General features: G+C 73.7%; 8 protein-coding genes. All 8 read left to right on the top strand.

The features are described from left to right. Positions 1-628 precede the first annotated feature (628 nt). The 8 genes from ABTX81_RS28040 to ABTX81_RS28005 all read left to right on the top strand — a co-directional run bounded on the left by ABTX81_RS28040 (position 629) and on the right by ABTX81_RS28005 (position 20230). A complete protein-coding gene (locus tag ABTX81_RS28040; RefSeq protein ID WP_350550946.1) occupies positions 629-4810 on the top strand; it encodes a golvesin C-terminal-like domain-containing protein in 4182 nt (1393 codons plus the stop codon). Positions 4811-4898: 88 nt separating this feature from the next. Next, the gene (locus tag ABTX81_RS28035) at positions 4899-5360 is read left to right on the top strand and encodes a hypothetical protein (RefSeq protein WP_350550943.1); all 462 of its coding nucleotides are present in this window, start codon (positions 4899-4901) and stop codon (positions 5358-5360) included. A gap of 154 nt (positions 5361-5514) precedes the next feature. Next, positions 5515-7944 carry a penicillin acylase family protein gene (locus tag ABTX81_RS28030; protein ID WP_350550940.1) on the top strand — a complete coding sequence of 810 codons (2430 nt, stop codon included), beginning with the start codon at positions 5515-5517 and terminating at the stop codon, positions 7942-7944. A gap of 445 nt (positions 7945-8389) precedes the next feature. Continuing rightward, complete coding sequence (locus ABTX81_RS28025; protein ID WP_350550937.1) at positions 8390-8992, top strand: carbonic anhydrase; 603 nt, start codon at positions 8390-8392, stop codon at positions 8990-8992. Positions 8993-9080: 88 nt separating this feature from the next. Then, positions 9081-10568 carry a SulP family inorganic anion transporter gene (locus tag ABTX81_RS28020; protein WP_350550934.1) on the top strand — a complete coding sequence of 496 codons (1488 nt, stop codon included), beginning with the start codon at positions 9081-9083 and terminating at the stop codon, positions 10566-10568. Between the two features lie 295 nt (positions 10569-10863). Then, positions 10864-11532, top strand: coding sequence for a hypothetical protein (locus ABTX81_RS28015; RefSeq protein WP_350550932.1), 669 nt, complete (start codon positions 10864-10866; stop codon positions 11530-11532). 50 nt (positions 11533-11582) lie between these two features. Beyond that, the gene (locus ABTX81_RS28010) at positions 11583-12593 is read left to right on the top strand and encodes a BadF/BadG/BcrA/BcrD ATPase family protein (RefSeq protein ID WP_350550929.1); all 1011 of its coding nucleotides are present in this window, start codon (positions 11583-11585) and stop codon (positions 12591-12593) included. Between the two features lie 317 nt (positions 12594-12910). After that, positions 12911-20230 carry an RHS repeat-associated core domain-containing protein gene (locus ABTX81_RS28005; RefSeq protein WP_350550926.1) on the top strand — a complete coding sequence of 2440 codons (7320 nt, stop codon included), beginning with the start codon at positions 12911-12913 and terminating at the stop codon, positions 20228-20230.

Genomic DNA, 20230 nt, shown 5'->3' with positions numbered 1-20230 from the left:
CAACCCGCGTACCGCATGGCGGGAAATCCGTCGTCCTCCTGAAGCCTCCCGGCCGGGGAGGTACTCGGACAACACGTGACAGTTCCGGGATTCCGTCGATAGCGCGCAAACGAACGGAACGTCCAGCCACGGATGCCGTACGAACGACCTGCCGTCCGGGGAATCCGTCGCATGCGCCCCAACTGCCGCCGGGCAAGCGGTTTTCACGGACCGGAAGCGTGATCCTCACCACGCTTGACGCGTTCATTCCGGATCCCCCAGCATTCGTGTGCTGACATCGTCGGGCCTGTCCGCAACGAGAACGCGTCTCACTCCCCGCATATGTGACGAGGCGCCAGAAATGGCCGGTCGGCCACCGACTGCCGTCCCGGCCGGCCGGTTCACCGGCGTTCGAGCCGAACGCTGCCCATCGCCTCGCGCTCTCCGGGCAGCACGGGAAGGACGGGAAGGGCGCGTCCGTCTCGGATCCCCGTGTGCCGTGGGGCGGTTGTTCCGCCCAGGCGGACCGGCAGGCCGGGCGGGTCACGACCGGCCGGTGGGCGGGCTGAACGCGGCGCTGCGGAACGGCCGGCTCGCGGCGAAACCGGCCGCCGTCGACCGAGGCCCGGGAACACAAGGAGAAGCTCCGATGCAACGAAGGAACCGGGCTGGGACGAGGACCGTTCCGGTCCTGCTGTCCGGCCTGCTGGCGACATTGCTGCCGCTCGGGGTCGCCCCGGCGCGCGCGGCGGCCGGCGCCCCCGAGCCCGCCGCCGTGGGGGCCGGGGCCGAAGCGGCTCCGGCCGTCCCGGCCGGCCCCAGCGAGGTGGCGTTCGCCGAACGGAACACCGTCCTCGGCGCCGCCTGGGCCTCCTCGGAGGACCGCGCCTGGACCACCTCCTCGGACGCGGCCGGCTTCCAGATCCTGGTGGCCGACCAGCGCGAGGGCTACGCCTGGCGGACGGCGGCCACCCTCGACGAGCCCGGCTTCGACGCCGACCAGTGGATCGGCAACGCCTGCGTCACCGGCTCCGGCCGCTACGCGGTGGCCGTCTACGCCCCGCGCGTCTTCACCAACAAGCCCGACCTGCTGAACCTCGGCGGCTTCACCGCGGTCGTGGACCTCACCTCCGGGGCGGTCACCAAGCTCCCCGTCACCGCCTCGCTCGCGCACTTCGACCCGGGCTGCGGCGCCGACGACACCGCCGTGTTCACCCAGGGACGGGACGGCGGCCCGGGAGGTGAGGCCGGCACCCGGCTGATCAAGGTCGACGCCGCCACCGGCACACTCTCCGCGCCGATCAAGCTCACCGGCCAGGTCACCTCGGCCGTGCCGCTGACGGACGGGTGGATCGCGGCCGCCGACAGCAACCGGGTGGTGGCCGTCGGCCAGGACGGCAGCCGCTCCACGCTCGCCGTCACCGCCTCGGTGCCGTACTACCTGACGCCACGCGGCGACGGCGGGGTGGCCTTCCTGGACCGCAAGGGTGCCGAGGACGCCCGGGCCGAGGTCGTCACCGGCGACGCCCTGCGCGGCCGCAAGGGCGCCGCGCCCGTCACCCCGCACACGGTGGCCGAGGGCAAGCGGACCGAACTGGGGCTCAGCCAGGGCGGCGGCCGGGTGTACGTGGTCGGGAAGCCGACCGGCGTCCAGGCGGCGCTGCCGGACGGGGTCGGGGTGGTCGACGGCGTGCCCAACCACGCCGAGGTGTCGACCACGGGCCAGGCCGTGGTGACGCGCACCGAGTGGGCCGACGGCCGCACGCCCACCGAGGGCGCCGCGGCCGCCGCGCCCACCGCTTCCGCCGCGCCCGCTGTGAACGGTGGGGACGGTGCGGACGGCGTCGAGGGTCCCGGTGGCGTCGAGGACCCCGCCGCGCCCGGCCCGACGGAGCCCGTCGCCTCCACGGTGGCCGGCGCCGACCCGCTGGCCGCCCGGCCCGCCGACATCGCTCTCAAGGTGCTGACCACCGGCAAGGAACTGGCGTTCACCGTCGACCCGTCGGCCCGGGTCAGTCCGAAGGCCGACGAGGGCTCGCTGCCGTCCCCGGCGCTGAAGGAGAAGGCCGCCCCCGGCGCAGCCGCCCCCGCGCCCGCCCCGGCCCCCGCCCCCGGTCTCACGGCCACCACGACGACCACCACCGCCGGCAGCCCGACCGACCCCGTCGAGGCCGAGCGCACCTGCGCCGTTCCCCGCAACGACCCGCGCAACCAGGCCCTCCAGCCCAAGCCGCGCCAGGTCGAGTGGGCCGTCAACCAGGCCGTCAAGGAGACGCTCAACCAGAACACCTCACGGCCCGCGAACTGGAAGAACCTGGGCATGCCGGCCTACCAGCCGCAGAGCCTGGTTCCCCGGGTGGGGCTCACCGGCGGCGGCCGGGTGCCCGCGCAGATCCTGCTCGGCATCGCCTCCCAGGAGTCCAACCTCTGGCAGGCCGCCCGTGCCGCCGTCCCCGGTGTGACGGCCAACCCGCTGATCGGCAACTTCTACGGCCTCGCGCTCTACGACGGCGACCCGGCCAACGACTGGACGATCGACTGGGCGAAGTCCGACTGCGGCTACGGCGTCATGCAGGTCACCGACCACATGCGGCTGGCCGGCCGGGAGAACGGCGCGCCCGCCGCGTACGACTACAACGTGCAGCGCGCGATCGCCCTCGACTACACGGCGAACATCGCCGTCGGCCAGAACATCATCGAGGAGAAGTGGAACCAGCTGAAGGCCGTCGGGATGACCGTCAACAACGGTGACCCGGCCAAGCTGGAGAACTGGTTCATGGCCCTGTGGGCCTACAACACCGGCTTCAACCCGTCCGTGGTCGACGGCGAGCCGTGGGGCGTGGGCTGGGTCAACAACCCGGCGAACCCCAACTGGGACGCCGGCCGTGCCTCCTTCCTGGAGTTCTCCGGCGCCGACGCCGCGCACCCGCAGGACTGGCCGTACCCGGAGAAGGTCCTGGGCTTCGCCGGCCGGGGCTTCTCGGCGCTCGAAGCGCCCAACACCATGGTCGCCTCGTTCCGCCCGGCCACCTGGAACGGCTTCGACGACCCGAACCTGACCTACGCCGAGGGCACCGCCACCTACAACCGGAAGACGGTCAAGCCGCCGGAGGACCTCTTCTGCCAGGTCCTGGTGAACGTCTGCAACCCGATCCGGATCAGCGACACCAGCAGCAACGACACCGCCAGCACCGGCCCCTGCGGGCGGGTCGACTTCAAGTGCTGGTGGAACAAGCCGGTGACCTGGAAGCCCAACTGCGCGCAGACCTGCGGCAATGAGTTCATCCGGTTCAACTCCACCTACAAGGAGGAGGCCGACGGCACCGCCTACCCGCCGAACTGCTCCACCACCGCCTCCGCGTCCGGCAACGCGCTCCCGCCCGGCGCGCTCGTGATCGACGACACGCCGGACAACGTGCCGAGCGTACGGCCGAACTGCGGTGCCTCCTGGAGCAACGCGGGCAGCTTCACGATGTCGTTCGCCCAGGACTCGCACAACGCGTACGCCTCGAAGATCGACCTGCACCAGCTCGGCGCCGGCTTCGGCGGCCACTTCTCCTTCAGCCACTCCCGCGCCGCGAACATCCGCGGCGGCATCCACGAGATCACCGGCACCTGGGCGCTCAACCAGCCGCAGAGCGGCGTCTGGAACCGCGTCCTGGTCCATCTGCCCGACCACGGCGCGCAGACCCAGCAAGCCCGCTACGCCATCGACACCGGCAGCGGCTACTTCACCAAGAACCGCACGATCAACCAGAAGCGGCTGGCCAACCGCTGGGTGTCGCTCGGCGTGTTCGAGATCAACGGCACCGGCCGGGTCAGGCTCAGCAGCGTGACCGAGGACGGCACCGGCGACGAGGACATCGCCTGGGACGCGGTCGCGTTCCAGCCGCTGCCGGCCAAGCCCAAGGACATCGTCGTGCAGATGGGCGACTCGTACATCTCCGGCCAGGGTTCCGGGCCGTACGAGGCGGGCACTGACGTCGGGCCGAAGCCCGAGCTCTACACGCAGTCGTCCTCCGGCCGGAGCTGGAACGCCTGCCGGCGCAGCCAGAACTCCTACGTTCGCAAGAGCGCCCTGCCGGGCGGGACGGAGAAGCTCGGCAGCCGCATCGACCGGCTGGACCCGACGCTCGACTTCCAGAACGTCTCCTGCTCGGGCGCCTTCGCCGACGGCATCACGACCGGAGCCCGGGGTTGGGGAAGGATCGGGCAGCACCACGAGGTGACCCAGATCGGCTCCGGTGTCCTCGACGACAGCACCACCCTGGTGGTCCTGTCCATCGGCGGTAACGACGCCGGGTTCTCGGACGCCGTCATGGGCTGCATCAACCCGCTTCCGTTCTTCGGCGGCTGCCCCGAGGACAGCTACCAGCGAGGCCTCATCAACGGCATGCGGGACCGGACCACGGCCGTCCTCAACGCGATCAAGCTGAAGGCCCCGCACGCGAAGATCGTCCTGATGAGCTACCCGTCGCTGTTCACCCCGAGCCCCGACCGGACCTGCGCCCTCGTCCTGCCGGGGGCCCGGGCCACGCTCAACTCCTGGGCCGCCTACCTCCAGGAGCAGGAGGGGGTCGCTGTCGCCGCGTCCACCGCCGCGAGCAGCACCACGTACTACGTGCCGGCGACCCAGTTCGACGACCACCGGCTCTGCGACGACGAGTCGGGGATCAACGGGATCGTCGCGGCGAACGGGGACGGCGACTTCTCCTGCCCCAACCTCCCCTCGTGCCCGAGTATGGAAAGCTTCCACCCGAACAACCGCGGCACCGACCTCTACGCGCTCGCCCTGCAGCAGGCGCTGGTGAACGCCCAGTACGGGCAGTAGCACCGACAGTTCGCAGCCGCCCCCGGCGGTGGGTCCGACGACCTGCCGCCGGGGGCGCCGTCGTACCCCACCGAGTCCGAGGAGACCCGTGCGCATCCTGAAGGCCGGCTGTCTGGCCCTGCTCGCGCTGGTGCTCGCGGCGGTGGTGGCGGTCGTCGTGTTCGCCCACCGCAGGGACGTGGCGTCCGAGCGGGAGCGGCACCGGGCCGAGCGCGAACTGCGCGCCACGGCTGTGCGGTTCGCGGAGGACGTGCGGGCCGCCTTCGACGGCGGCGGCCGGACCGAGAAGGAGATCGGCGAGCTCGGCCGGGGCCGAGAGGTGTGGGAGGTGCGGCTGCGGGAGGAGGGCGGCCGGGTGGTGGTGTTCTTCCGGATGGCCCGCGACGTGCCGCAGAGCGGCCTGCGCCCGGGGCTGTTCAATGTGTCGATCTGCTACTGGGACGACCTGGGCGCCGGGCCGGGCGGTGTGGTGGGGTCGGTGCGGGAGGTCCCGTGCTGGGAGGGCCCGAACGGTCCGCTCCCGACCGGGCCGGTCACCGTCCCGCGCTGAGCGCCGCCACCACCCGGACGCCCTCCGCCGGACGGGAGGTCCCGGTCGAGGGGCACCCCCTCCCCGAGGCGGACCCGGGTAGGTCCGACGGGCGAGGGGCGGCTCGTCCCGAGGGGCGATGACCGGCGGCCGCCCGCGGCGGCAGCGTGGGGGCATGACGAAGATTCAGAAAGAGCGTCAATCACGCTCGCGTCCAAGGCGATCGGTGTCGGGCGCGCTCGCCCTCGGCCTGGCCGCGGGGCTGCTGACGGCGCTGGCGCCCGGCTCGGCGCAGGCCGCCGACACCGATCTCGCGGCCGGTCCGGGAGCCGACCGGGGCGGCTGGACCGCCAAGATCCGCCGCACCGAGTACGGCGTCCCGCACGTCCTCGCCAAGGACTTCGGCGGCCTCGGCCACGGCTACGGGTACGCCTTCGCCCAGGACAACCTCTGCCAGCTCGCCGACCAGGTGGTCACGGTGCGCGCCGAGCGCTCGCGCTGGTTCGGGCCGGACGGGCGCTCCGTGGACCGGCTCGCCAACCTGGAGAGCGACACCTACCAGCAGGGCGTGCTGCGCACCGGGACGGTGCGCAGGCTGCTGGACCTTCCGGCGCCGCTCGGTCCGACCGCCGAGGTGCGGCAGCTGGTCGACGGGTACGTCGCGGGATACAACCGCTACCTGGGCGACACCGGCGCCGATCACCTCCCGGACTCTTCCTGCCGGGGGAAGGGGTGGGTCGGGCCGATCACCGCCGACGACCTCTGGAACATCCTCTACGACGTCAACACCCTGGCCGGCACCGCGAAGCACTCGGTGGCCACCGCTGTCCCGGGGGCCGGCGCCGCCCCCGCGGCCGCCGCGCGGGCCGAGGACGCTCCGGCTCCCGCCTCCTGGGTGCGCCGTGCCGCGGACAGCCCCGACACCGGCAGCAACGCCTGGGCGATCGGGCGGGACGCCGGCCGTGACGGCAACGGCCTGCTGCTGGCCAACCCGCACCTCCAGTGGGTCGGCGCGGAGCGCTTCTACCAGGCCCAGCTGACCATCCCCGGCGTCCTGGACGTCGCCGGCGCCGGCCTCTACGGCCTCCCGTTCCTGCAGATCGGCCACACCGAGGGCCTCGCCTGGACCCACACCACCAGCTACGCCGACCACCTCACCGCCTACCGGCTCTCGCTGGTGCCCGGCGACCCGACCGCGTACCTGGTGGACGGCAAGGCCGAGCGGATGACCACGGAGACCGTCCCGGTCACCGTCCGGGCCGCCGACGGCACGCTCTCCACCGTCGACCGGACGGTCTACCGCTCCCGCCACGGCTACGTGCTGGCCGAGGGCTGGACCGGCGAGTACGCCTACACCCTGCGCGACGCCAATGCCGAGAACCTCCGCTCCCTCAACGAGTGGGTGGCGATCGGCCGTTCGCAGAACCTCGACCAGCTGCGGCAGGCCCAGCGCACCTACCAGGGCGCCCCGTGGGTGTACACCACGGCCGTCGACTCCAGCGGCACGGCCTACTTCACCGACTCCTCCGCCGTCCCGCACATCACCGACGCGCTGCGGGAGCGCTGCCTGGTGCCCAACCCGTTCACCGACGGCGTGCTGGACGGCTCGACCCGTGCCTGCGACCCGGGCAGCGATCCGGACGCGGCGGTCCCGGGGGTGTTCGGTCCCGCCGACCACCCGGAGCTGACCCGCACCGACTACGTGGCCAACGCCAACAACGGCCCCTACCTGACCAACGCGCAGGCGCCGATCGCCGGGCTGCCCGCCGTCTACAACGGCGGCCCGGAGCTCGCCCCGCGGCCGCAGCTGAGCCTGCGGATGATCGCCGACCGCCGGGCCGGCACCGACGGCCTCGGCGCGCCGGGCTTCACCCTCGCCTCCCTCCAGGCGACCATGTTCGGCAACCGGGTGCAGAGCGCCGAGCTGGACCGCGACGACGCCGTCGCCCTGTGCCGCGCCCACCCGGCGCTCACGGCCTCCGACGGCTCCCGGGTCGACGTGCGCGCCGCCTGCGACGTGCTCGCGGCCTGGAACACCCGGGCCGACGCCGACAGCCGGGGCACCGTGCTCTGGCAGGAGTACCGTGCCGCGCTGGCCGGGACCCGCACGACGGCCTGGCAGACGGTCCCGTACGACCCGGCCCAGCCGCTCACCACCCCGCGCGGCATCGCCGCCGACCACCCCGACGCCCAGCGCGCGTTCGCCGACGCGGTGCGCGGCCTGGCGGCCCGCGGGCTGCCGGTGGACGCCCCGATCGGCCGCGTCCAGCGCTGGGCGGGCATTCCGCTGCACGGCTGCGGCGGGCAGTACGGTTGCTTCAACGTGCTGACGGCCAGGCCTGATTCGGGAACCGGCGGCGGCACCTACCCGGCGGACGTGCTGAGCGTGCCGCACGGCTCCAGCTTCCTGATGGCCACCGAGCTGACCGACCGGGGACCGCGCACCCGCACGCTGCTCACCTACGGGCAGTCGGCCGACCCGACCTCGCCCCACTTCACCGACCAGACCCGCCGCTACGCCCGCAAGCAATGGGTGACCGAGCGCTTCACCGAGGCCGAGATCCGCTCGGCCCCGGGTCTCACCGTCACCACCCTGCGACACTGACGGAACGTCAATACAGCGCCGGGCCGCCGCCGTTCCCCGAACGGCGGCGGCCCGGCGCATGCGCGCGAGGGGGCGCGTCGACCGTACGAGGGGCGTGTGTGGAGCGTCGTGCATCAACGTCTCGGTGTCCCGCCGGGTTCCCTCCGGCGTACGGATCCCCAGGCGGAAGAGCCCGTCCCGGTCATGGCAACAGGATGTTAACCGGATCGGCACAATCTGCGCCCTGGACACGCTTTTGCCGACCGCATACCCGTGTTTTACTTCCCCTTGACGCGTCATCAGGTCATCGGGGGGACACCGAGGGTCACCGACGCGGCCCCGCGGCGATGCCACGCGCCCGCCGCGGCCCGCACCCGCCCGCCCGGGACATCCGCCGACGCGCCCGCCCGTCCACCGCCCCTCCCGGCCGGCGCCGCGAGGGTCACCGAAGGAGGCATCCACCCACATGGACCCGCTCATCGACCGGGCCAGGGCGTTCCCGCAGCGCGCGGGCGACACCGGCCGGGAACTCACCGGACTCGCCGCCGGCCAGACGCCGCAGGCCCTGTTCATCACCTGCTCCGACTCCCGGGTGGTCCCCGCGCTGATCACCGGCGCCGACCCCGGCGACCTCTTCGAACTCCGCACCGCGGGCAACATCGTCCCCGCCTACCGCGCCGACGGCTCCTCGGGCGAGACCGCCACCATCGAGTACGCCGTCGAGGTGCTCGGCGTGCGCGACCTCGTGGTCTGCGGGCACTCGCACTGCGGCGCCGTCGGGGCCGTCGTCCGCGACGAGGACCTCAGCGTGGTGCCCGCCGTCCGCGCCTGGCTGCGCCACGCCGACCGGGCCGTGCTCACCGCGGACGGGGCCGACGTCTTCGACCCGACGGTGGCCGGCCCGGTGCAGCGCCACGTCCTCACCCAGCTCGACCGGCTGCGCGGCTACCCGTCCGTCGCCCGCCGGCTGAGCGAGGGGCGGATCCGGCTGCACGGCTGGTTCTACGAGATCCACACCGGCCTGGTGCTCGCCCACCAGGCCGACGCCGGTCTGTTCCTCCCGCTGTGACCCCGGCGCACAGTCCTCCGTCGCACCACCCCCCGTCGCACCGCCGCACCCCCGTCCACCGCACCGTCCACACTCTCCCGAGGACCCGATGACTCGTCGTCCCGCCCTTCGGCTGAGCACTCTGCGCTCCGACCTCCCCGCCTCCCTCGTCGTCTTCCTGGTCGCCCTCCCGCTCTGCGTGGGCGTCGCCGTCGCCTCCGGCGTCCCGGCCGAACTCGGCCTGGTCACCGGCATCGTCGGCGGCGTGCTGACCGGCCTGATGCCCGGCAGCAGCCTCCAGGTCTCCGGCCCCGCCGCCGGCCTGACGGTGCTGGTCTTCGCCGCCGTCCAGGAACACGGCCTCGCCACCCTCGGCGTCATCACCGGCGCCGCCGGCCTGCTCCAGCTCGCCATGGGCGCCGCCCGCCTCGGCCGGCTGTTCCGGGCGATCTCCGTCTCGGTCGTCCAGGGCATGCTCGCCGGGATCGGCCTGGTGCTGATCGCCGGTCAGCTCTACGCGCTCGCCGACGCCAAGGGCCCGGCCGGCGGCCCCGCCAAGCTCGCCGGACTCCCCGGCCTGGCCGCCGATGTCGCCGGGGACCCGCACGCGCTCGCCGCGACCGGCATCGGCGCCGGGACGGTGGCGGTCCTGCTGCTCTGGCCGCGGCTGCCCGCCCGCGTCCGGGTGGTCCCCGCCCCGCTCGCCGCCGTCGCCGCCGCGACCGCCGTCACCGCCCTGCTCGACCTGCCCGTCGCCCGGGTCGACGTGGCCGGCCTCGGGGGTGTCATCGACCTGCCCGGAGCCTCCGACCTCGCCGCGCTCGGCAGCCTCGGCGTCCTCGGCACGGCCGTCGCCTTCGCGCTGATCGCCTCCGCCGAGAGCCTGTTCAGCGCCGCCGCGGTCGACCGCCTGCACGACGGCCCGCGCACCGACTACGACCGCGAACTGCTCGCCCAGGGCGTCGGCAACACCGTCTGCGGCCTGCTCGGCGCCCTGCCGATGACCGCTGTCATCGTCCGCAGCGCCGCCAACGTCCAGGCCGGCGCCCGCACCAAGGCCTCCCGGGTGCTGCACGGTCTCTGGCTGCTGCTCTTCGCGGCCCTGTTCCCGGCCGCCCTCTCCGCCATCCCGTTGGCGGCGCTGGCCGGCGTCCTGGTCCACGCGGGGGCCAAGCTGGTCCCGGCCCGCACCCTGCGGCCGCTCTGGCGGGCCGACCGGGGCGAGGCGGTGATCCTGGCGGTCACGGCGATCGCCATCGTGGTGACCAACCTCCTCGAAGGGGTGCTGCTCGGCCTGCTCCTCGCGGTGCTCAAGAGCGCCTGGGACACCTCCCACCTCCAGGTCGCGGTCACCGAACTCCCCGACGGCGCCGTGCGGGTGACCCTCCAGGGCAACGCCACCTTCCTGCGTCTGCCCCGCCTCCTGGAAACCCTGGAAGCCCTGGAGGACCTGCCCGCCGACCGCCCCGTGCGCCTCGACCTCGCCGGTGTGCGGCACCTCGACCACGCCTGCCGCAGCGCCCTGGAACTCTGGCAGGAACGCCACAACCGCAACGGCTCCGCGGAACTCCTCGGCCTCCCCACGGCCGCCGCCTGACCCGCCCGGGCCGTGGCCACCGGACAACGGCCGGCCACGGCCCAGCGGGACGTTCGTCATCGCCCCGGGAGACTCCCACGGCACCGTCCTGGTGCCCGGTCGTCACCCGGGGAGCGGCGAAGCCTCGCCGGTACCTCCCGGTGTCACCGCTCGCCGTCGAGGGGGTGGGCGCACCTCGCGCTGCGTCCCGGGCCGGGCCCCTGGCAGGCTGAGAGCCCCCTCTCCGCCATCCTCCGGCCGCCGGCGGGCCCGCACAGGACTGCGATGTCCGCGCCGCGCCCCGAGCACGGAGGGCATGACGTCCGCCCTCCCGGACCACCTCGCCGGCCCCTCACTCGCCCACCGGCCGGCCCATGTGCGCTGGATCGCCGGCGGTACGGCGGCCGGCAAGAGCACCCCGACCCGGCTGCGCGCGGAGCGACACGGCGCCGAAGTCCTCGACGGCGACCGCGCCGAGCACCGCTGGCCCGACCGGTGCGACCCCGTGCGCCACCCGCGGCTCGCCGCCCTGTGCGACCGGCCGCCCGGGACCCTGTGGCACGAGGGGACCCCGCGGCAGGTGTTCCGGGCGATGCCCAGCCCGCACGGCGGGACGACCGGCTTCCTCGTCGACGACCTGCTCGCCGACCGGCCCGTGCTGGTCGACTGGTCCGGCATCCTCCCGCGCGACCTCGCGCCCCTGCTCCGCCGCCCCGAGCAGGCCGTCTCCCTGCTGCCGACCCCCGCCTTCCGGAAGGCCGCGCTCACCGCCTGGTACGCGGACCCCGCCCGGGCCGGGGCCACCTGGGGCGACCAGGACCCGCGGACCGCCCGGGCCGGGGCCACCCGCGACGACCTCCGGGGCCAGGAGGTCCGCCGCCAGGCCCCGCCGCACGGCGCCGCCCTGCTCACCGTCGACGGGACGACGCCCGCCGCCGAGCTGGCGGAGCGTGTCTTCACCCGGTTCGCCCTGCCCGGGCGGTAGCCGGACCGGCACCATGAACACGGTGGACCGACACACCCTGGAGGGACCACGTGGAGCGGACGGCGGGGGAGTACTGGGTCGCCGGGGTCGACGTCGGCGGGTCCGGGATCCGGATCGCGCTGGCGCCCGGCGGCCGGCCGGACGGCCTGGCGCAGGCGCGGACGGCCGAGGTCGCGGCGCCCGCGCGGGTGCCGGCGTCGGCGGGCGGCCACGACGCGCAGGCGCTGCTCGACGCGCTGCTCCCCGCCCTCGGGCAGCTCATCGCCGGGCTGCCGGCCGGCGCGCGGATCGGGGCCGTCGCGGTCGGCGCCACCGGAATGGCCCTGCTCGGCCGTGACCTCGCCGCGCGCCTGCCCGGCCCGCTGGCCCGCGCGACCGGGGCCCGGCGGCTGGTGCTCGCCGGGGACGCCATCACCGCCCACGTGGGCGCCCTGGGCACGGGCGCCGGGGTGACCGTGGCCGGCGGGACCGGACTGGTCGCCATCGGCTACCGCCCCGGCGCCGGGTGGCGGCGCGCCGACGGTTGGGGCCAGCTGCTCGGCGACTGCGGCAGCGGCGGCTGGCTCGGCCGCGCCGGCCTGGAGGCCGCCCTGCGGGCGTACGACGGCCGCCCCGGCGGCTCGCCCGTCCTCCTCGCCGCCGCCGAACGCCGGCACGGCCCGGTGACCGGTCTCCCGGCGGCCCTCCAGCCGCGCCCCGACCGGGCGGCCCTGCTCGCCGCCTTCGCCCCGGACGTCGCCGCCGCGGCCGAGGAGGGCTGCCCGGTCGCCGCCGGACTGCTCCGCCGCGCGGGCGAGGAGATCGCCGCCACCGCGACCGCGGCCGCCGCGTCGGCCGGCCTGGCGGCCCCCGACCTCGCCCTGACCGGCGGTCTGTTCCGCCTGGCGGCCCTGCACCGGGCCACCCTCCGGGCGCTGGCCGTCCAGTGCCCCGCCGCCCGCCTCCGCACCCCCGACGGCCCGCCCCTCCTCGGCGCCCTCCGCCTGGCCGCCGCCGCGGCCGCCTCCCCGCGGCTCCCGTGGCCGCTCCACCCACCGCTGCTCACCGTCCTCACCACCTGAGCCGGCATGCCCGGCCGGGAACCCGGCTCCCCTTCCGGGGCCCGGTAGCGGTCGATCCCGGGCGTCCCTGTGTTTCATCTCACAGGTCCGCCGCGCCGTCGCCCCGCCACGTGCCGGAATTGCGGTCCTTTACTCGCCCTGGTGCCACTTGCGAACGCTTCCCGGGTCCCGTGTGCCGGATGGGGTCTGGGTGAACGGTGGGGGAAGGGTATTGCTCTGACTCGTTCATGGTCATACGGTTCGGTCGGCCGAACGTGCCGTCAGCTGGTGATTCGTCAGATCACCGGCTGTCTTTATTTCTTCTGGGGGATTTGCGCATGAGCGCAGGAACAAGCGGATTCCGGCGTGCCCGGAATCGGGCCTGGACAAGACGGGGAATCGTCGCCGTCGCGACGACCGCCGTGTTCTCGCTGGCGGCTCCGCTCGCCATCGCCGACGTCGTCGTCGGCGGATACCGGTACGGGGGACAGATCTGGGAGGCCGACCCGCTTCCCGGTGAGCCGAAGGTGCCCGGGGCCCCGGTGGGCGCCCGGGGGAAGGGCGTCCCGGCTCCCGCGATCCCGGCGGGGGCGCGGGAGCTGGTCCCGCACGTGGTGAAGCCCGTGCGGTGGCCGGCCGCCGCGACCGCCACCGTCGACCTGGGCGGGACCGCGGCGGTGCGCGGCCTGGCGGCGCCGGTCGGGGAGGCGAAGGCCGGCGACCTGCCGGTCTCGGTCTCGCCCGCCGCGCCGACGGCCCTGGGGGCCCGGGCCAAGTCCCTCGCGCCGCCGGTCGCCGAGGCGAGCCCGGTCTCCTCGGTCCGGGTGAAGCTCGCCGACCGGGGGCAGGCCAGGAAGGCCGGCGTGGACGGCCTGCTCGTCGGCCTGGACCGGGCCGACGCCAGGACGGAGAGCGGCGCCGTCGCGGTCTCCCTGGACTACGGCGCCATCGAGCAGGCGTACGGCGGCGGTTGGGCGTCCCGGCTGCAGCTGGTGGCGATGCCCGGGTGCGCGCTCACCACGCCGCAGCTGGCCGCCTGCCGCACCCGCACGCCGATCGACGCGGTCAACGACCCGGTCACCCGCAAGCTGAGCGGCACGGTCGCGCTGGCGGCCGTCGGCGCCGGATCCGGCACCGGCACCGGCGCGGCGAAGGGCGGCAGCGCTTTCGCCGCCCCGTCCGCCGTGGCGGCCGCGCAGTCCTCCGGCGGTGTCGCGGTGGCCGCCGTGGCGGGCAGCCGCGGCTCCCAGGGCAACTACGGGGCGACCTCGCTGTCCGCCTCGGGCGCCTGGTCCGCCTCCGCCTCGGGCGCGTTCACCTACCACTACCCGATCACGGCGCCCCCGTCGCTGGGCGGCGCGGCGCCGACCGTCGGGCTCGCCTACGACTCGCAGTCGGTGGACGGCGAGACCTCGGCGCGCAACTCGCAGTCCTCCTGGATCGGTGACGGCTGGTCCTACAGCCCGGGCTTCATCGAACGCTCCTACAAGAGCTGCAAGGACCAGGGCATCGAGGACTCCGGCGACTCCTGCTGGGCCGGCTGGAACGCCACGATCTCGCTCGGCACCCACAACGGCCTGCTGCTGCGCGACGCGGACGGCGGCTACCGTCTCCAGAGCGACGACGGCACCAAGGTCGAGCGGCTGACCGGCGCGGTCAACGGCCTCTGGCAGGGCGAGTACTTCAAGGTCACCACGACCGACGGCACCGCCTACTACCTCGGCCTCAACCACGCTCCCGGCGGCAGCACGGACGGCGCCACCAACAGCGCCTGGGGCATCCCGGTCTACCACCCCAGGACGGACGACCCCTGCCACGACTCCGGCAAGGGCGACGACTCGCAGTGCGACGCACCGGTCGGCTACCGGTTCAACCTGGACTTCGTGGTCGATCCGCACGGCAATGTGCAGCGCTACGACTGGGCGACCGAGTCCAACTACTACAACATGGGCTTCGGCCAGATCCCCGACGAGGACAAGGACGACCGGGGCGGCACCCTCACCCAGTACACCCGGGGCGGCCACCTCACCCGGATCTCCTACGGCTACCAGCTGGCGGACGCCCGGGCGGGCCGTGAGCCGGCCGCCGAGGTGGTCTTCCGCACGGCGCAGCGCTGCACCACCTCGGACACCGTCTGCAAGGACGGCAACCTCTCCTCGGACACCGCCGCCAACTGGCCGGACACCCCGTACGACCTGAACTGCCCCTCGGACTGGAAGACCAAGGTCGGCACGGACGGTGACACCGACGGCGTCTGCCTCGTCAGCGGGCCGACCTTCTGGCAGACCCACCGGCTGAAGGGCATCGACACCAGGGTCCGGACCGCCGCGGGCTGGCAGGACGTGGACACCTACGAGCTGAACCAGGTGTTCTCGGACGCCGGGGGCACCTACGACCCGGTCACCGGCAAGACCCAGGACCCGAAGTCCACCGGCGCGCTGCAGTCGGTGATATGGCTCTCCGAGATCGTCCACACCGGCAAGGACACCTCGGCCGGCGGTGACGGCCCGGTCTCCCTGGACCCGGTGACCTTCACCGGCCTGGAGATCGACAACCGGGTGGACGGCCTCACCCCGGCGGCCCCGCCGCTGTACCACCCGCGGATCTCCAGCATCCAGACGGAGACCGGCGAGTCGGTCGCGGTCACCTACCGGGCCCCGGAGTGCTCGCGCGAGAAGAACACCATGCCGGCCTCCGCCGACGCCAACACCATGGCCTGCTACCCGGTGTTCTGGAACACGCCCGGCGCCGTCGACCCGATCGAGGACTGGTTCCACAAGACGCTGGTCTCCCGGGTCACCTCCAGTGACCGGACCAAGGCCGGCTCGCCCGCCAAGGTGACCGACTACACCTACGCGGACGGCGCCGCCTGGCACCGGGACGACTCCGAGCTGACCGACGACAAGCACCGCACCTGGAACGACTTCCGGGGCTACCGCACCGTCACCACCACCACCGGCGCGGCCCCGGACCCGATCACCCAGAACACCGTCTCCTACCTCCAGGGAATGGACGGCGACTACAAGGCGGACGGGACCCAACGCGTCGTCAAGGCGAAGAACTCGCTCGGCGAGGAGATCACCGACAGCCCCTGGCTGGCCGGCACCCCGTACGAGCGGCAGGGCTTCACCCAGGCCGGCGGCACCGTGGTCACCAAGACGCTGGCCGACGCGCCGGACACGGTGGTGGTGGCGACCGCCGGGCGCACCGCGTGGACCTCGGAGGACCCGAAGCCGGCGACGCTCTCGACGCTGCCCGACCTGACGGCACGCCGGGTGAAGGCCACCAGCAGCCGCTCGCTGGGCCTGCTGAGCGACAACACCTGGCGGACCACCCGGAGCAGCACCACCTTCGACGACCTGGGCCGCATCTGGAAGGCCGACGAGCAGGGCGACCTGTCCGTCCCCGCCCAGCGGACCTGCACCGTCACGACCTACGCCGACGCCCCGGCCGACAACCCGATGATGCTGATCTACCCCAAGGAGGCGATCAGCCTCGCCGGTGGGTGCGACACCACGCCGGGCCGGGACACCACGCTCAGCCACAAGCGGATCTACTACGACGGCGACGGGACCGTCACCGGCCCGGGCACCCCCGGCCGGCTCGGCCAGCGGGCCGGCTCGCTCGGCCTGGTCACCGCGACCGACTCGGTGACCGGCTACAACGCCTCCGGGCAGCCGCAGTTCCAGGTGCTCGGCGCGATGACGTACGACCGTTACGGGCGGGTCACCCGCAGCACCGACGCGGCCGGCCGGGCCACCACGACCGCCTACACGCCGGACAGCGGGCTGCTGCCGACCGCGGTGTCGACCGAGAACCCGTTGAAGTGGACGGCGAGCAACACCGTCTCGCCGGGCCGCGGCTCGATCACCCACGCGACGGACGTCAACGGCCGGGTCACCGACTCCGCCTACGACGCGCTCGGGCGACGGGTGAAGGTGTGGATGCCGGGCCGCGACCGGGCGACCCAGTCGCCCGACCGGACCTTCTCCTACGCGGTCCACGGCGCCGGCGAGAAGCCGGATCCGTCCACCGTCACCACCAGGACGCTGCGCGAGGACGGCAGCTACAGCACCGAGGTCACGTTCTACGACGGCACGCTGCAGGCGCGGCAGACCCAGGCGACCACCGCGGACAACTCGGCGGGGCGGCTGGTCTCCTCGACCTTCTACGACTCCCACGGCTGGACCGTCTCGGCCATCGCGAGCTACCACGACGCGGCCAACGCGCCGGGCAGCTCGATGTGGGAGGAGACCAACCGGACCGGTCCGGCGGTGGCCCGCACCGCGTACGACGGCCAGGGCCGGCCGGTCACCGTCACCCAGGTGTCCTTCGCCAGCACGCTCTGGCAGTCCAGCACGACCTACCGGGGCGTGGACCGGGTGGACGTCACGCCGCCGCCCGGCGGCAAGGCGACCACGGCGTACACCGACGCGCTCGGCCGCCGGACGTCGACCGTCGTCCACGACACCACGCCGGACCGCAAGCTCACCGGCGGCAGCGTGATCGCCTCCGGGACCTCGGTGGTCTCCCGCAGCGTGCGGCTGGCCATGCAGGCCGACGGCAACCTGGTGCTGACCGCGCTGGTCGGCGGGAAGACGCTCTGGTCCTCGGGCACCGCGGGCCACCCGGGCGCGTACGCGAGCGTGCTCGCGGACGGCAGTCTCGTCGTGCTGGACCCCACCGGGAAGACGACGTTCTGGACCAGCGCGAGCGGCGGCCACAGCGGCGGCTACCTCCAGGTGCGCGGTGACGGCCGGGTCGTCATGTACGACGGCGCCAACACCGAACTCTGGTCGGCCGGGACGGCGGGTGCCGTTCCCGCGGACCTCACCACCGGCTTCACCTACACCCCCCGGGGACAGGTCCGGACGGTCAAGGACACGGTGGGCAACACCTGGTCCTACACCTATGACCTCCAGGGCCGGACGGTGGCCCAGAGCGACCCGGACAGCGGTGACTCCACCAGCACCTACGACCCGCTCGGCCGGCTGCTGAGCGTCAAGGACGGGCGCGGCCAGCAGCTCTCGTACAGCTACGACGAACTCGGCCGCAAGACCGGCGAGTACAGCGGTGGCACCCCGGGCGACCCGGCGAAGCTGCTCGCCGAGTGGACGTACGACTCGCTCGGCAAGGGCATGCCGGTCTCGTCGACCCGCTACGTGGGCGGCAAGGGCGGCAGCGCCTACGTCAAGAAGGTCAACGGCTACAACGCGGTCGGCCAGCCGACCGGGTCCACCACGGTGATCCCCGCGGCCGAGGGCAACCTCGCCGGCAGCTACAGCACGGCGGCGACCTACACCGACACGGTGGGCCTGCTGTCCACGACCACCTTCGGCACCGAGGGCGGCCTGCCCACGGAGACGGTCGGCTACGGCTACAACCTCCAGGGCAAGCTCGTCGGGATGGGCACGCCCAGCCGCCCGTACGTGGCGACCGTCGCCTACAGCCCGCAGGGCCAGGTGCTGCAGACCACCCTCGGCACGCCGAGCAAGCAGGTGCGGACCGCGCAGACCTGGGACCTGGCCACCGGCCGGCTGGCGACCAGCCGGGTCACCCTGCAGAGCAACACGGCCAACCCGATCTCGGCGACCACCTACGGCTACAACGCGGCGGGCAGCGTCACCGCGGTCTCCGACGTCCAGTCCAGCGGCGGCACCGACCGGGTGACCGACACCCAGTGCTTCGGCTACGACGTGCAGAACCGGCTGACCACCGCCTGGACCGACACCAAGGGCCTGACGCCGGCCACGGCGGGGCAGCTCGCCGGGTGCGTCACGGCGGCGCCCTCGCCGAGCACCATCGGCGGGCCGGCGCCGTACTGGCTGGACTGGCAGTTCAACCAGCTCGGCGACCGGGTCCAGCAGGTCAGCCACGATGTGAAGGGCGCGGCCGCCAAGGACGTCACCCAGACCATCGGCTACCCGGGCAACGGCACGGCTCCGGCGAAGCGGCCGAACGCCGCCACCGCCGTCACCACCACGGGCCCGTCCGGCAGCACCACCGTGGTGCCCGACTACGACGGCGCCGGCAACACCAGGACGCGGACCGGTCCGGGCACCGCCGTCCAGGGCTTCGAGTACGACGAGGAGGGCCGCACCAAGTCGGTCACCACCACCGGCAAGCAGGCGAGCTACCTCTACGACGCCGACGGCGGCCTGCTGATCCAGCGCAATCCCGGGACCAACCTGCTCTACCTCTTCGGCGGCGCGGAGCAGCTCAGCCTCGACACCGTCAAGAAGACCGTCACCGGCCTGCGGTACTACCGGAGCCCGGACGGCACGGTGATCGTCCGCTCCTCCAGCGGCACCGTCAGCTACCAGCCGACCACCCCGCACGGCACCGCGCAGCTCCAGGTGGACGGCACCACCCTGGCGATCACCCGGCGGGCGTACGACCCGTACGGCAACCCGCGCGGCACCGCGCCCACGGCCTGGGCGGACGGCCGGGGCTTCCTCGGCAAGCCCACGGACGCCACCAGCGGGCTCGGCCTGCTCGGCGTGCGCGTCTACGACCCGCTGACCGGACGCTTCCTCACCGTCGACCCGGTCTTCGAGTCGGCCGATCCCAACCAGATGGGCGGCTACGGGTACGCGGCGGGCAACCCCACCTCCGGGAGCGACCCGAACGGCCTGTGGTGGGGCTGGGACGACGTCGGGAGCTTCTTCACCGGTGTCGGCGACTCGATCGTCGGCGACCCCTACCAGTGGACGGTGAACACCCTCTCCGACGGCTGGAACGCTTTCGCCGACATCGCCAACGGCGACAACGAAGTGTTCAACGAGATGTTCGACTACTCCAACGAGTCCCCGTTCAGGCTGGGCCACACCGGGTACGTCGACGACACTCCGCTGGCGGACTTCTTCGACGTGGACACCAGCTCCACGTCGTACTTCTCCGGCCAGGTGACCGGGACGATCGGCTCGTTCGCGATCGACGGCTACGGGCTGGTCAAGGCGGTCAGCGGCGGTGTGAAGGCCGTCAAGGCCGTCAAGGTCGCGATGTCCGAGGGCGACGACTTCGTCAGCGCGGTCAAGAAGCTGCTCTCCGACGACCTCCCGACCACCACCAAGGCGGACCCGGAGCCGACCACCCCCAAGGTGGACGAGCCGAGCAGCCCCAAGTCCGGCACCGGCAAGGGCGGCGACGACCCGGGCGCTCCCGCGTCCGACGCGCCGGCCGCCGGCAAGGACGGCGGCCGCCCCAGCGGCGGCGGCTCGCCCGACGCCGAGGGCGGCGGGACCGGTTCGAAGGGACCGGCGGCGGGCAAGGCGGAGGACACCCTGGACGGGGCGAACCCCGGCGGTTACACCGACAACTGCGGCGCCTGCGCCCAGGTCGGCGACAGCCGCCTCGGCGGTACCCACGACGGCGCCACGGCCTGGGACAGCGGGATCATCGAGCCGGAGGAGCTGGAGTACAAGTACGACTCCCTCTTCCACATGACCGAGGGGGTCGACGACATCACGCACCAGTTGACCTATCTCGGCTACGGCACCCGTGGCATCGTGTTCGGCTGGACCGACGGCGTCGACGTCGGCCACTACTTCAACGTGGTGAACGACGCCGGTGTGATCAAGTTCCTGGACTACCAGAGCGAGACTCACGCCGTGACCGAGAAGTGGGAGAATCTCGAACTGATGATCACGGCGTGGTAG

The sequence above is a fragment of the Kitasatospora sp. NPDC097605 genome (assembly GCF_040302725.1).
GTDB lineage: Bacteria > Actinomycetota > Actinomycetes > Streptomycetales > Streptomycetaceae > Kitasatospora.
Note: the sequence above shows the minus strand (reverse complement) of the source record. Positions and strands in the feature narration are given on the sequence as shown.